At 68.6% G+C, this 13,541-nt stretch carries 12 protein-coding genes; 6 read left to right on the forward strand and 6 right to left on the reverse strand.

Going from position 1 to position 13,541, the window contains the following annotated elements; translation table 11 throughout:
- Positions 1-407: 407 nt before the first annotated feature.
- The 5 genes from BN1186_RS01395 to BN1186_RS15345 form a co-directional block, all read right to left on the reverse strand.
- A complete protein-coding gene (locus BN1186_RS01395) occupies positions 408-1,817 on the reverse strand; it encodes a hypothetical protein (RefSeq protein WP_040281823.1) in 1,410 nt (469 codons plus the stop codon).
- Positions 1,818-1,957: 140 nt separating this feature from the next.
- The gene (valS, locus tag BN1186_RS01400) at positions 1,958-4,516 is read right to left on the reverse strand and encodes a valine--tRNA ligase (protein WP_040281825.1); all 2,559 of its coding nucleotides are present in this window, start codon (positions 4,514-4,516) and stop codon (positions 1,958-1,960) included.
- Positions 4,517-4,526: 10 nt separating this feature from the next.
- The gene (locus BN1186_RS01405; RefSeq protein WP_052459636.1) at positions 4,527-5,498 is read right to left on the reverse strand and encodes a DsbA family protein; all 972 of its coding nucleotides are present in this window, start codon (positions 5,496-5,498) and stop codon (positions 4,527-4,529) included.
- Positions 5,495-6,316 carry a DsbA family protein gene (locus BN1186_RS01410; protein ID WP_040281827.1) on the reverse strand — a complete coding sequence of 274 codons (822 nt, stop codon included), beginning with the start codon at positions 6,314-6,316 and terminating at the stop codon, positions 5,495-5,497. The genes BN1186_RS01405 and BN1186_RS01410 overlap by 4 nt, the downstream gene beginning before the upstream one ends.
- Before the next feature lie 197 nt (positions 6,317-6,513).
- Entirely contained in the window at positions 6,514-6,660 is a 147-nt protein-coding gene (locus BN1186_RS15345; protein WP_180348996.1) for a hypothetical protein, read from the reverse strand.
- 68 nt (positions 6,661-6,728) lie between these two features.
- On the opposite strand from BN1186_RS15345, the gene BN1186_RS01415 reads away from it, so the two are divergent.
- The 6 genes from BN1186_RS01415 to BN1186_RS01440 are packed head-to-tail and all read left to right on the forward strand — an operon-like array spanning position 6,729 to position 12,748.
- Positions 6,729-8,060: a bifunctional folylpolyglutamate synthase/dihydrofolate synthase gene (locus BN1186_RS01415; protein ID WP_040281829.1), complete on the forward strand. Its 1,332-nt coding sequence runs from the start codon at positions 6,729-6,731 to the stop codon at positions 8,058-8,060.
- Positions 8,057-8,410: a DUF4233 domain-containing protein gene (locus BN1186_RS01420; RefSeq protein WP_040281832.1), complete on the forward strand. Its 354-nt coding sequence runs from the start codon at positions 8,057-8,059 to the stop codon at positions 8,408-8,410. Before BN1186_RS01415 ends, BN1186_RS01420 begins: the two co-directional genes overlap by 4 nt.
- Positions 8,407-8,811 carry a nucleoside-diphosphate kinase gene (ndk, locus tag BN1186_RS01425; protein WP_040281834.1) on the forward strand — a complete coding sequence of 135 codons (405 nt, stop codon included), beginning with the start codon at positions 8,407-8,409 and terminating at the stop codon, positions 8,809-8,811. Before BN1186_RS01420 ends, ndk begins: the two co-directional genes overlap by 4 nt.
- Complete coding sequence (locus BN1186_RS01430; RefSeq protein WP_052459637.1) at positions 8,808-9,683, forward strand: DUF2510 domain-containing protein; 876 nt, start codon at positions 8,808-8,810, stop codon at positions 9,681-9,683. The genes ndk and BN1186_RS01430 overlap by 4 nt, the downstream gene beginning before the upstream one ends.
- A gap of 41 nt (positions 9,684-9,724) precedes the next feature.
- The gene (locus tag BN1186_RS01435; RefSeq protein ID WP_052459638.1) at positions 9,725-10,756 is read left to right on the forward strand and encodes a CPBP family intramembrane glutamic endopeptidase; all 1,032 of its coding nucleotides are present in this window, start codon (positions 9,725-9,727) and stop codon (positions 10,754-10,756) included.
- Between the two features lie 45 nt (positions 10,757-10,801).
- The gene (locus tag BN1186_RS01440; protein ID WP_040282012.1) at positions 10,802-12,748 is read left to right on the forward strand and encodes a TIGR03960 family B12-binding radical SAM protein; all 1,947 of its coding nucleotides are present in this window, start codon (positions 10,802-10,804) and stop codon (positions 12,746-12,748) included.
- Here the strand turns inward: BN1186_RS01440 and BN1186_RS01445 are convergent.
- Entirely contained in the window at positions 12,741-13,502 is a 762-nt protein-coding gene (locus BN1186_RS01445; protein ID WP_040281835.1) for an alpha/beta fold hydrolase, read from the reverse strand. The genes BN1186_RS01440 and BN1186_RS01445 overlap by 8 nt on opposite strands.
- Between the last annotated feature and the right edge of the window lie 39 nt (positions 13,503-13,541).

Below are 13,541 nucleotides of genomic sequence, written 5' to 3' on the forward strand. Positions count from 1 at the left end.
GTTGAGCCCACTGTTGACCCGACGGACGATCCCACGGTCGACCCGGCGGACGATCCGACGGAGGAGCCCCCGGTTGACCCGACGGTTGAGCCGACCTCGCCTGCGCCGACCACTCCGGCGCCGACGAAGAAAGAGCGGTTGGGCGTTCAACAACCTCACCTACCTGCCGTACATGACCGAGGCGTCGTGGAAGGGCAACCCGCAGCGTGACTGTGACCTTGACCCCTGCGATTGAGGTGTCGGATCGGCTGCGGGGTCCTTTACTTCGACCTGTCCGGCGCTTCGCGCTGGGACAGGCTCAGCACAAGCGTCGTGCCCGGCTCGTTCCTCGCGGGGCACGCTCAGGGACCGGTGAGGGGTGCCTTCATCCCCCGCTTGGCTCAGGACACGAGCTCGCAGGGCGACGCTCAGGGGCCGGGGCGGCAGACTGAGGCGTAGAGGTGGTGATCGTCGAGGCGGGTGGTGCCCGCGGCGCTACGCAGGTACTGGTACCCCAGTGGGCTGCGCCACCAGAGCTGTCCAGGGCGCACCTGCCGGGTGGTCCAGTAACCGGCGGTCTTCGCGTTGTGCACCTTGACGCCGAGTGGCGCCAGGTTGCGTAGCTCAGTCTTCCCGGAGAATGGGCCGGTGCCCCACGGGCTGGTGTGATCCTGCTGCAGGCCCTGGGAGGAGCGGGTGGCGAAGGGGAAGGCCTCCACGGGGAAGAGATACTCGACGGCTTCACGCAAGGCCGCAGACGGCGCGTAGCGGTCTTCCGTGGGCAGTTCGTTGAGGTCGACCACCGGCTTGACCGTGACGTTGCTGTGGCGCAGCATCCTGGCCAGCGTCTCGATGGTGACGTGGCCAGCCTGCTCGATCCAGGCGGAGCCCCGCGGATTGCCCTGGCCGTGCGCGATCAGGTCTGCGGAATTGAGGTGCACGATCACCTGCGCTGTAGGGCGCAGCTTGGAGAGGGGCACTGTGATGGTTCCACAGGTGTGGCCGCCGCAACAACAGGGTGGGCGACGGCCCGGGGCCGCCGGGTGCTCGCCGCCGGCATCGACGGCGGGTGGGCTCACAGGCGAAGTTTCCTCTTCTGGTGGTTCGCGCAGGGGCAGAGCCCAGCCCGGCGGAGGAGCGGGTTCCTCCCAGCGGAGTTCCGCCAGGCGGCGCTTGGTGAGCGGCTCAGCATCTGACGGAGGTGCAGGCGGGGGCTCTGAGGCGCCCTGAGCTTCGGGTGGATTGGCCAGCAGCGCCTGCCAGACCTCCTCTGGAAGCCCTGCCGGCGGTTGGTTGGGGACCTCTGCGGTGACCAGCGGCTGCTGGGCGTCCTGCTGGAGCAGCGCCAGCGCGTAGGCGGGGTGGGCGAGGATGCCCAGCGCCGCGGAGCGGAGTTCGTTCTTGGTTTCGATGGGCCAGTCGATGTCATCGTCTGTGAGGTGGATGCGTTCCAGCACGCCGGCGATCTGCTCGACAGCGGCGTCAAGGTACCGGGCGTCCAGAGCGGACAGACGGGCCGTCAGCTTCAAGGTGCCGTGCTGATGATCGAACACGTTGACTTTGCGCTCGGTGAGGGCGAGGGCTTCCTTCTGTGCCGCAGCATCCGGATCGAGCGCGATGATCAGTTGCTCGAGCAGGTCTTTGGCCGCGGACCAGGGGAGTCCTTCCTGGCGCTTCAACCAGGTGTTGGCGATGCGGTCTGCTGTGGTCATGTCCAGGGCTCGGCACCGGTGCGCGGCCCACAGCGCCTTCCAGTGTTCGAGCTCGAGTTCCTGAACAGCGCGCCAGAGGAACTGGTGGCGGTGCTTCAGGGATACAGCGTCGTCGCTGGCCTTCAACTGCTCCAGCCTTAGACCCCGAAGAGGTATCGACTCCGTGCCTCGGGTCGCCCTCGCCGCGTAAGCGGCCAACTCGCTCTGTCACTGGAAGGGGGCGGTGTCGCAACTAGTGCGACACCGCCCCTTCGCTCTTGCCTGGATCAGGCGGTCGACTCAGCGAGCTCCACGTCGACCGACAGTGACTCAGCGCCCTCGGCCCACTCCACGTCGCCGACGAGGCGGCCGACGGCGCGGAGGTCAGGCTCGATCGCCCTTAACCGCTCCAGCGACGCCGCGGGGCCGTGGAAGACTGCCCTCGATACCTCGGCGCGCATCGAGACCTTCGCGTTGGACTTCGCGCCGCGGATGGCGATGAGCGCCTCGGCGACATCTGCCAACAGCGCCGCGTCGCCGTCGGTCGACAACTCCTCGACGGTGGGCCAGGGAGAGCGGTGGATCGAGGTCTCATTGGTCCAGCGCCAGACCTCCTCGGTCACGAACGGCAGGAACGGGGCGAACAGGCGCAGCTGCACGCCCAGCGCGATCGCCAGCGCGGCCTGGGCCGACGCCTTCTCGGCCTCGGCGCCGCCGTAGGCGCGTTCCTTGACCAGCTCGAGATAGTCGTCGCAGAACGCCCAGAAGAACGTCTCCGTGGCCTCGAGGGCGCCGGAGTAGTCGAACTCCTCGAACTCCGCGGTGGCCTTCTCCACCACGCCGGCCAGCGCGGTGAGCAGGGACCTGTCGACGGGGTTGGTCACAGCTTCCAGCGTGGCCGGGGTCTCGGCCATCGACAGCACGAACTTGCCCGCGTTGAGGATCTTCATCGCGAGGCGGCGGCCCACCTTCATCTGCGTCTCATCGAACGGCGAGTCCATGCCCGGGCGGGCCTGCGCGGCGCGCCAGCGCACGGCGTCGGAGCCGTACTTGTCGAGGATGTCGGTGGGCACCACCACGTTGCCCTTCGACTTCGACATCTTCTTACGGTCAGGATCCACCACGAAGCCCGAGATGGTCGCCCGCTTCCACGGCAGCGTCCCGTTCTCGAAGTGGGCGCGCACCACGCGGCTGAACAGCCAGGTGCGGATGATGTCGTGGGCCTGCGGCGCCACGTCCATCGGGAACGTCAGGTTGAACAGTTCCTCGTCGCGCTCCCAGCCGGTTGCCAGGTGGGGCGTGAGCGACGACGTGGCCCAGGTGTCCATCACGTCCGGGTCGGCGGCGAACCCGCCGGGCTGGTTGCGCTGCTCCTCGGTGAAGCCCTCCGGGGCATCGGTCATGGGGTCGACGGGGAGCGTGGCTGCATCGGCGACGATGGGGCTGTCATAGATGGGCTCGCCGTCGGCGTCCAGCTTGTACCAGACGGGGAACGGCACGCCGAAGAAGCGCTGCCGCGAGATCAGCCAGTCTCCGTTGAGGCCGCTGACCCAGTTCTCGTAGCGGTGCTTCATGTGCTCGGGGGTCCACTCCAGCTCCGTGCCGCGCCTGAGGAGGGTGGCCTTCAGGTCCTCATCGCGGCCGCCGTTGGTGATGTACCACTGGCGGGTGGCGACGATCTCGAGCGGCTTGTCGCCCTTCTCGAAGAAGTTGGCCATGCGCTGCGTGGCCTGCGGTTCTCCCACCAGGTCTCCCGTTTCGCGCAGCTTCGCGACGGTGGCCTCACGCGCGGAGAAGGCGGTCTTCCCTGCGATGGGTGCGTAGGCCTCCGCGTCGGCGATCCACTCCGGGGTTTCGGTCTGGAACCGGCCGTCGCGGCCGATCACGGTGCGGGTGGGCAGGTTCAGTTCGCGCCACCAGAGCACGTCGGTCAGGTCACCGAACGTACAGCACATGGCGATGCCTGCACCCTTGTCGGGCTCTGCGGCGGGGTGTGCCAGGACGGGGATCTCCACCCCGAAGATGGGGGAGGTCACCGTGGTGCCGAACAGCTCCTGGTAGCGCTCGTCATCGGGATGTGCGATCAGCGCACACACGGAGACGATCAGCTCGGGCCGGGTGGTCTCGATGTGGACCGGCTCGCCGTCGGGCTTGTGGAAGGCGACGCGGTGGTAGTGGCCCGGGTATTCGCGGGCCTCCAACTCGGCCTGGGCGACGGCGGTCTGGAAGGTCACGTCCCACAGGGTTGGGGCGTGGTCGAGGTAGGCCTCGCCGCGCTCGTGGTTGCGCAGGAACGCCAGCTGCGCCACCTTCTGCGCCTCGGGCGAGATGGTGGTGTACAGCGTGTTCCAGTCCACCGAGAGGCCCAGCTGCTTCCACAGGTCCTCGAACGCCTGCTCATCGATCTGGGTGAGCTCTTCGCACAGCTTGATGAAGTTGCGGCGGCTGATGGAGACCTGGCGCTTCGGGTCCGGCTTGGCCGGCGGCTGGAACTGCGGGTCGTACGGCAGCGACGGGTCGCAGCGCACGCCGTAGTAGTTCTGCACGCGGCGCTCGGTGGGCAGGCCGTTGTCGTCCCAGCCCATGGGGTAGAACACTTCCTTGCCCCGCATGCGCTGGTAGCGCGCCACCGTATCGGTGTGTGTGTAGCTGAACACGTGGCCCACGTGCAGCGAACCCGAGACCGTGGGCGGGGGAGTGTCGATGCTGAACACCTCATCGCGCGATGAGGGCCGACGGAAGGCGTAGACGCCCTCGTCCTGCCATACCTCGCCCCACTTGGCCTCCAGGCCTTCGAGGACGGGCTTGTCAGGCAGGGTGCGCTTGGGCGCGGTGGTCTCAGTCATGCCCCCGATCTTAGCGAGGTTCGGGCGGTGCCTCGATCTGGCGGCCGCCGGCCTCCCATGCTGCGGTCACACCCTGCAGTAAGCTCTCGGGCTCCGGCTGGATCAGCATGTTCCCCGTGGCCTCATCGAAGAACTGCAGCCGCTTGCCGCTGACCACGAACGTGGGCGTGGCAGCGACCTGCTCCGCGGTGAACTTCTCGAACGAGCTGGCCACGAAGTCCTCGAAGGCGCGGGCCTCGTACAGCTCCCGGAAGCGGGTGAGGTCGTTGCCCTGGATGCCGGCCTGCTCGGCGAAGCCCGTCAGGTCGGCGTCCGTGTAGTTGCCGGCCCCCTGATGCAGTTGCGCGAACAGGAGCGCGTGGTACTCGTCGAACTTGCCCACCGCATCTGCTGCGGCCATCGCGATCGCTCCGCGCAGTGAGGGGCCATCGGGCTGGCCCTGGTCGAGGAAGTACGCGAAGCGGGCCTCGGCGGTGATCTTCCCCTCGTCCACGAGTTGCGCGATGACCGGGCCGAAGCCCACCTCGTACTGCGCGCAGGCGGGGCACTGCGGGTCCTCCCAGATGATGACGTGGGGGATCCCCTCCGACGGTGCCTTGCCGCGGATGAGGATGCCGAACCCGTCGGTGGCGTTGGGTGGCGTCGTCTCATCAACCGTCTGGGACGGCTCGGCGGTCTCGTCGCCGGCGTCGGCGGCCACCGTCTCGGTGACGGTAACCGTCTCGGTGCCGGCGGGTTGGGCCATCTCGCGGCCGATGAGGATGCCTGCACCCGTGAAGAGCGCGGCTGCCAGCAACCCGCTGAGCACTATGAGCAGGGTCTTGGACCCGCCGGACTTCTGCGGAGGCTGGTTATAGGGCGGCAGCCCGGCCGGACCCTGCCACTGTGCACCGGGCTGCGGTGCGGGCGGCGGGTTCGAACCGGGCTGCTGTTGGTAGTGGGGGCCCTGGTAGGCCGGGCCGGGCTGCTGGGGGCCGGTCACCGCTGGTAGGGCTCCGGCTTGGTGTCAATCTGCTTGTCGCCGGCCTCCCAGGCCTCGGTGATGGCCCGGAGGAAGTCCTGCGCGGTGGGCTGGATCAGTACCTGGTTGTTCGCGTCGACGAACTGGAGGCGCTTGCCCGAGACGACGTAGGCCGGGGTGGCGGCGATCTCGTCCTCGTTGAACTTGTCGTTGGCGTTGTCGACGAAGTCCTTGAATGCGCGGGAGTTGTAGAGCTCCTGGAAGCGGGTCAGGTCGTCGCCGGTGATGCCAGCGGCCTCGGCGACGTCGCCGCGCAGCACCTGATCGGTGTAGCCGGTGTTCTGGTTCTCGAAGGCGATGCGGTGGAACTCCTTGTAATGGCCCACCTCGTCCGCGGCGGCGGCGGCGACGGCGGCGCGGAACGACGGGCCGTCCTCGCGGGTGTCATCCATGAACTTCGCGGTGCGGATCTCGGCGGTGATGTCACCGTCGGCGACGAGCTGCTCGATGATGGGGCCGAAGGCGGCCTCGCGGGCGGCGCAGGCCGGGCACTGGAAGTCCTCCCACACGATCAGGTGCGGCTTGTCCTCCGTGGGCTCGTTGCCGTCGATGAGGATCCCGTAGTTCTCCGTGGCGTTGGGCGGGGTGAGCTGGTCCTCAGCGATGGAGGTGCGGTTGCCCACGGCCTGCACGATGACGATCGCGAGCACCACGACCACCACCAGGGCGGCGAGCCCGAGGCCGAACATCATGACGCGCTTGTTGCGCTTGTTGCGCTCCTCCATCTCCTGCTGCTGGCGCAGCGCGGCGCGCTTGCTGAGGTTCGAGTTGTTCGCCATGAGAGGGTGCTCCTTCAGGGTCCGGGATGGGCCTCGGGCGCCGTCGGGTGCTGCGCCGTGAAGTACATGATAACCACGGCGCGCAAAATGGTTGAAATGGGAACTAGAAGTGTCTCAGGCGAGCTGCTGGACGGCGGCCAGGAACGCCTCTGATGTGGGCTCCTCCAGGACCTGCTGGGCTTCGTAGTCGTAGACGATCAACTGCTGGTCGCCCACGAAGTAGGATGGGCGGCGGCGATGCCGATGCCCGCGATCACAATCCGCCGGCTCCGCTGGGCGCGCTCGTCGGCTTCCTGCTGCTGGCGCAACGATGCGCGGCTGCTGCCGGAGTTGGTGGTGGCCATGACTGGCTCTTATCCCCGCTTCCCATGATCCTGAGCGACGGCGCTTCTCCGAGTACGCTGGCCCCACCATGACTGACACTTCACACGCCGAACTGGTCGCCGAGCTCACCAGCCGCTGGCCCGAACACCGGGTGGCGCCCAGCCTCACCAGGATCGCCTCCCTGATGGACCTGCTGGGGGACCCGCAGCGCAGCTTCCCCGTCATCCAGGTGGCCGGCACGAACGGCAAGGGCAGCACCGCCATCATGATCGAGACGCTGCTGCGCGCAGCCGGGCTGCGCACCGGGCGCTTCGCCAGCCCGCACCTCTCCGATGTGCGCGAACGCATCGCCATCGACGGCGAACCCATCAGCGAGGAACGCTTCGACGAGGTGTGGGCCGACATCGCGCCCTACGTCGCGATGGTCGACGAGCAGGCCCACGACGGCGTCGCCATGACGTTCTTCGAGGTCATCACCGGCATGGCCTACGCGGCCTTCGCCGATGCCCCCGTCGACGTGGCGGTGATGGAGGTGGGCCTCGGCGGCCGCTGGGACGCCACCTCCGTGGCGGATGCGACGGTGGCCGTCGTCGCCCCGGTCGGGATCGACCACACGCACATCCTGGGCGAGACCCTCACCGAGATCGCCACCGAGAAGGCCGGCATCATCAAGCCCGGCGGCACCGCGGTGTTCGCCGGCCAGGAACCCGAGGCCGCGAAGGTGCTCCTCGCCGCGGCCGTCGCCGCGGGCGTGCCCGTCAAGGCCGAGGGGCCGGATTTCGGGCTGTTGGATCGTGCCTTGGCCGTCGGCGGTCAGCTGCTGCGCATCAAATCGGTGGGCGGTCCGGTGGGAGACGTGTTCCTCCCTCTCTACGGCGAGCACATGGCCCGCAACGCCGCGCTCGCCGTCGCCGCCGTCGAGGCGTTCCTGGGCGGCAAACCGCTCAACGCGGAAATCATCGTGGAGGGCCTCGGCTCGGTGGAGGCCCCGGGCCGGTTGGAACTGGTGCGCACGTCGCCGCCCATCGTCATCGACACCGCGCACAACGCGCAGGCGGCGCGCGCGACCATCGCCGCGGCGGATGAGAGCTTCGACTTCACGCCCACCATCGGGGTCGTGGCGATGATGCAGGACAAGAAGGCGGAGGAGGTGCTGGAGATCTTGGCGGAGAAGATGGACCAGGTGGTCATCACCACCATGGCCTCCACCTCGCGGGCCCGCAGCGTCGACGACCTGGCCGCCGTCGCCGAGACCGTCTGGGAGACCAGCAAGGTGCACCGCGCCGCCACCATGCGCGAAGCCCTCGACCTGGCCGTCATGCTGGCCGACACGGCCAGCACCCAGGCGGGCGTGCTCGTCGCGGGCTCCGTCATCGCCGCGGGGGAGGCCCGCGAACTGCTGAAGAAGGACGACTCGTGACGCTCGCCCCCGGTAACCCGATGAGGGTCGCGGCCCTGTCCGTACTCATCTTCGAAGTCATCATCATCTGGCTGGCCTACATCGGCATGATCCAGGTCTCCGGCGTGAACCTCGCCGTCGCAGCCGCGTGGAGCGGCGTCGCCACCGTGCTGTGCCTCATGGCCACAGCGGGCCTCCGCAAGGGCTGGGGCTACCTAATCGGATGGTTTGCGCAGCTTGTCCTGATCGGTTTGGGTCTTCTCACCCCGTGGATGTACGCGATGGGTATCATCTTCGCGATGATCTGGGCCACGTGCATCATCCTCGGCCGAAGGGTCGAAGCCCACCGTCAAGGAGGTAACGCGCAGTGAGCGAACACACGCTCGTCATCATCAAGCCCGACGTCGTCGAGGCGGGCAACGCAGGCAAGGTCCTCGCACGCTACGAGGAGGCCGGCTTGACCATCGAGTCGATGGAGCTTCGTGAGATCACCGGGGAGTTCGCCGATCAGCACTACGCCGAGCACCTCGAGCGCGACTTCTACCCGCCGCTGCGGGAGTTCATGACCAGCGGGCCACTCATCCCGCTCATCCTCAGCGGGGAGGACGCTATCGCCCGGGTGCGCGCGCTCAACGGCGCCACGGACCCGAAGAAGGCCGAGGCGGGCACCATCCGCGCGGACTTCGGCGAGTCCGGCCCCCGCAACGCCGTGCACGCCTCGGATTCGCCCGAATCCGCGGCCCGCGAGATCGCCTTGTGGTTCAACCGGTGAGCCCGGCGCCCGGCTGGTACGCCGACCCGCAGGACCCGTCCAAGGCGAGGTACTGGGACGGCGCGAAGTGGACGGATCAACGGATGGCCTCCGGCGGTACCCCCACCACAGGGGGCGGAGGTCAGCAGCCATGGTTGAAGTGGCTCTGGATCGGGCTGGGAGTACTGGCGGTCGCGGCCCTGGCCGTGGGCGCCTTCTTCCTGCTGTCCGGCAACGACGAGGAGCCCGATCCGCCCGCTCCGGGTGAGTCCACCACGGCGGCCCCGGTCGACCCGTCCGCAGACCCCGCGGATCCCTCAGCCGACCCTTCCGCCGGGCCCGTCCCCGGGGAGACCTTCCCCGCCGACGTCGGCGTGTGCCAGGGCGGCAACGGCGCGTACACCCGCTACGCCCACGAGAGCTTCTACGCCGCGGGCGTGGAGTACACCCATCCGGCGGACTGGGAGTTCTCCTTCGACCCCTCCTACTTCACCTGGCTCGACGACCACTCCGCGCTGGGCGCCATCAAGCTCGACGGCGCCGACAACGAGGCGGGCATCGTCTTCGGGGGCCTGCGCCAGTGGGGCGAGTTCGAGGACCAGCGCTCGGCCGCCGCCCAGTCGATGCAGTGCCTCATCGAGTCGCTCTCCGACGAGGGGGAGGTCGCCGCTGAACCGGCAACCGTCACGGAGACCACCGTGGGCGGCATGCCCGCCGTGCAGGCGATGGCATCCGTGGCCAGCGACAGCTACCCGGACCCGCTGATCCTCAACGTCTACGTCATCGACGGCGGGGCCGACGGCTCCTGGGCGGAGCTGGTGACCTTCGCGCGCGAGGGCAGCGAGGCCGAGCCCGTCCTCGAGGAGGCCGTGGCCAGCGTGCGCCAGTCCTGACGTGGCGCGCCCTCGCGCCACGCAAAGCTAAGGTTGGCGAAATGACGCAGCCTGGTTGGGAACCGCCCGCAACGCCACCGTCCCAGCAGTGGGGCCCGCCCCCGCAGCCCCAGTGGCCCGCACCGGAGGGTTGGGCACCGCCCAGCCCGCCGTCGACCATCCCCACGGAGCCCACGGGATACCACCAGTTCTGGCGCGCCCCGGGGATCGCGCCGTGGCGACCCATCATCGCCTCGGTGATCATCGCCGTGGCGTTCGTGATCATCTCGCTCATCGTCACCACGGTGGCCATGATGATCGAAGTGGCCACCGGCGCCATCTCGCCCGACGACCTGGACACAATCCTCCTCGACGGGAAGGTGACCCCGGGCATGGTGCTGGGCAACAGCATCGCCATCGGTCTGCTCGTGCCCACCGTGCTGCTGGTGGCACTGCTCGTCAAGCAGCGCCCCCGCTTCCTGCACTCGGTCACGGGACGGTTCCGGTGGGCGTGGTTCGGGCTCTGTTCGCTGGCCTCGCTCCTGGTGCTGGGAGCGGCAACCGGCATCGACATCCTGCGCACCGGCTTGTCCGAGCTCGACCTGCAGATCCACCCCTACACCTGGTGGCTGCTGATCGGCCTCATGCTGGTGACGCCCTTCCAGGCCGCGGCCGAGGAGTACATGTTCCGCGGCGTGATGTTGCGCACGGTGGGCTCCTGGTTCCGAAATCCCGTGGTGGCGCTCGCAGTGGGCACGCTGGTCAACGCCCTGATCTTCATGTCGATCCACGGCGCCGACGACATCTGGCTCAACATCTTCTACGTGGTGCTCGGCGCGCTGCTGAGCTACCTGACCTGGCGCACGGGCGGGATCGAGGCGGCCGCAGCGGTGCACATCGTCAACAACATGCTGGGCTTCGCCTTCATCCCGTTCCAGGACGTGACCGGGGTCTTCGACCGCTCCGCCGGGGTGGGCGGGCCCTTCATCCTGTGGCAGATCCTCGCCATGGCCATCCTCGCGGGCGGCATCGTGGCGCTGGCCCGGCGCAGGAACATTGAACGGGTGGGCCCGCCGGAGGCCGTCGCGCGCTAGGTCTTATACCTCCGGCGGGTTATCCTTGGCGGCGCTATGACTATGATGCCCACCCTGCCCCAGCATTCGGTCTTCGACCGTCTCGAGCCGCTGCTGGCGCGCGTCAGCAAGCCCATCCAGTACGTCGGCGGCGAGCACAACTCCGTCGTCAAGGACTGGGACAGCGCCTCCGTGCGCTGGTGCCTGTCCTACCCGGACGCCTACGAGGTGGGCCAGCCCAACCAGGGCGTGGCCATCCTCTACGAGATCCTCAACGAACGCGACTGGATCCTCGCCGAGCGCACCTACTCCGTCTGGCCGGACATGGAGGAGGTGCTGCGAACCCACGACATCCCGCAGTTCACCCTCGACGCCCACCGTCCCGTGGGCATGTTCGACGTCCTGGGCGTGAGCTTCTCCACCGAGTTGGGCTACACCAACCTGCTCAATCTGCTGGACCTGTCCGGCATGACGCTGCACGCGAAGGACCGCCGCGAGGACGAACCCATCGTCGTGGCCGGCGGGCACGCCGCGTTCAACCCTGAGCCCATTGCAGACTTCATCGACGTGGCGGTGCTGGGCGACGGAGAAGAGGCCTCGCTGCACATCTCCGACATCGTGCGCGAATGGAAGGAGGACGGACGCGAGGGTGGCCGCGACGGCCTGCTGCTGCGCCTGGCCGTGACCGGCGCGTTCTACGTGCCGAAGTTCTACGACGTGGACTACCTCGACGACGGGCGCATCCAGCGCGTCGCGCCCAACCGCCCCGAGGTGCCGTTCCAGGTGCGCAAGCACACCCTGATGGACCTCGACGCCTGGCCCTACCCGAAGAAGCCCATCGTGCCGATGGCCGAGACGGTGCACGAGCGCTACTCCGTGGAGATCTTCCGCGGCTGCACGCGCGGCTGCCGCTTCTGCCAGGCCGGGATGATCACCCGCCCGGTGCGCGAGCGCAACATCGAAACGATCGGCGCGATGGTGCAGGGCGGCCTGAAGGCCACCGGCCTGGAGGAGATCGGCCTGCTGTCGCTGTCGTCGGCCGACCACTCAGAGATCGCCGAGGTCACCAAGCAGTTGGCGGACCGCTACGAGGGCAGCAACGTGTCGCTGTCGCTGCCGTCGACCCGCGTGGACGCCTTCAACATCGACCTGGCCAACGAGTTGTCGCGCAACGGCCGCCGCTCCGGCCTCACGTTCGCGCCCGAGGGTGGCTCGGAGCGCATGCGCAAGGTCATCAACAAGATGGTCAGCGAGGACGACCTCATCAACACCGTCGCCGCTGCCTTCTCCTCCGGCTGGCGCCAGGTCAAGCTCTATTTCATGTGCGGGCTGCCCACCGAGACCGACGAGGACGTGCTGGCGATCGCCGATCTCGCGCGCCGCGTCATCGAGACGGGCCGCGAGGCCTCCGGCACCCGCGACATCCGCTGCACCGTGTCCATCGGCGGTTTCGTGCCCAAGGCCCACACCCCGTTCCAGTGGGCCGGCCAGGCCAGCGCGGAGACGATCAACCACCGCCTGATGCTGCTCAAGGAGACCATCAAGCAGGACCGCAACTACGGCAAGGCCATCGGGCTGCGCTACCACGAGGGCCAGCCGGGGGTGATCGAGGGCCTGCTGTCGCGAGGCGACCGCCGCATCGGGCGCGTCATCGAGCGCGTCTGGCGCGAGGGCGGCAAGTTCGACGGCTGGACGGAGCACTTCAGCTACGACCGCTGGGTGGCCTCCGCCAACGAGGAACTGGCCCAGTTCGGGATCGACCTGGAGTGGTACACCCAGCGCGAGCGCGGCTACGAAGAGGTGCTGCCCTGGGACCACCTCGACGCGGGCCTGGACCGCGACTGGCTGTGGGAGGACTGGCAGGACGCCCTCGACGAGCGCGAGGTGGAGGACTGCCGCTGGACGCCGTGCTTCGACTGCGGCGTGTGCCCGCAGCTGGACACCGAGATCCAGATCGGCCCCACCGGCAAGGTGCTGTTGCCCCTCACCGTCGCCAAGCCCAACCTCAGCTGACGGCGGCGAGGAACGCGTCGACCACCCGGTGGAATCCCTCCGGGTTGTCGCGGCGCACGCAGTGCCCGGCATCGGGGATCGCAACGATCTGCACCAGGTCGTTGTTGATCAACTCCGGGTCCGGGGCCATCTCGCCGTCGACCGGCACCACGACAAGCGTGGGCACCGTGAGCGCGGTGAACATCTCCTCCCACGCGGTCTCGCCCAGATAGAGGCCCCGTCGGAGGTAGTCGCGGTCCACCCGCGCCTTCGAGGCGGCCCACGGCTGGAGTTCCGTCTCCGTCCACGGGGTCTCCTGCAGCATCCTGGCGAATTCGCCGTCCGGGTCCTGCGTCACGGCGTCGACGAAGGTCAGCTGCTGGCGGGAGAACTCCCCGTTGGCCGGCGACCAGTGGGGGCGGGGCTTGGCGGGATCCTCCAGCACGAGCCGCGCCACCAACTCCGGATAGGCCTGTGCGACCCGCGCGGCCATCAGTCCGCCCAGCGAATGCCCCACCACGAGGGCCGGCCGGGCCAGGCCGCTGAGGACGTCGGCCAGATCGTCGCGCATCACGTCGGGCACCCGCTCGAACTGTTCGTCGGAGAAGCCGGGGGAGCGGCCGTGGCCCCGCTGGTCGACGGCGAGGATGCGGTACCTCACACCCCAGCGCGCCACGGCGTCAGGCCAGCAGGTGCCGTCGTCGGTGAGGCCGTGGACCAGCACCAACGGCGGGCCGGCCGGGTTGCCGTACTCGTGCACGTGCAGTGAACTCATGACGGCAATCTAGCGGAACGGGCGTGTAGGCTCGGGGTC

This window comes from Tessaracoccus massiliensis (assembly GCF_000826065.2).
GTDB classification, from domain to species: domain Bacteria; phylum Actinomycetota; class Actinomycetes; order Propionibacteriales; family Propionibacteriaceae; genus Arachnia; species Arachnia massiliensis_A.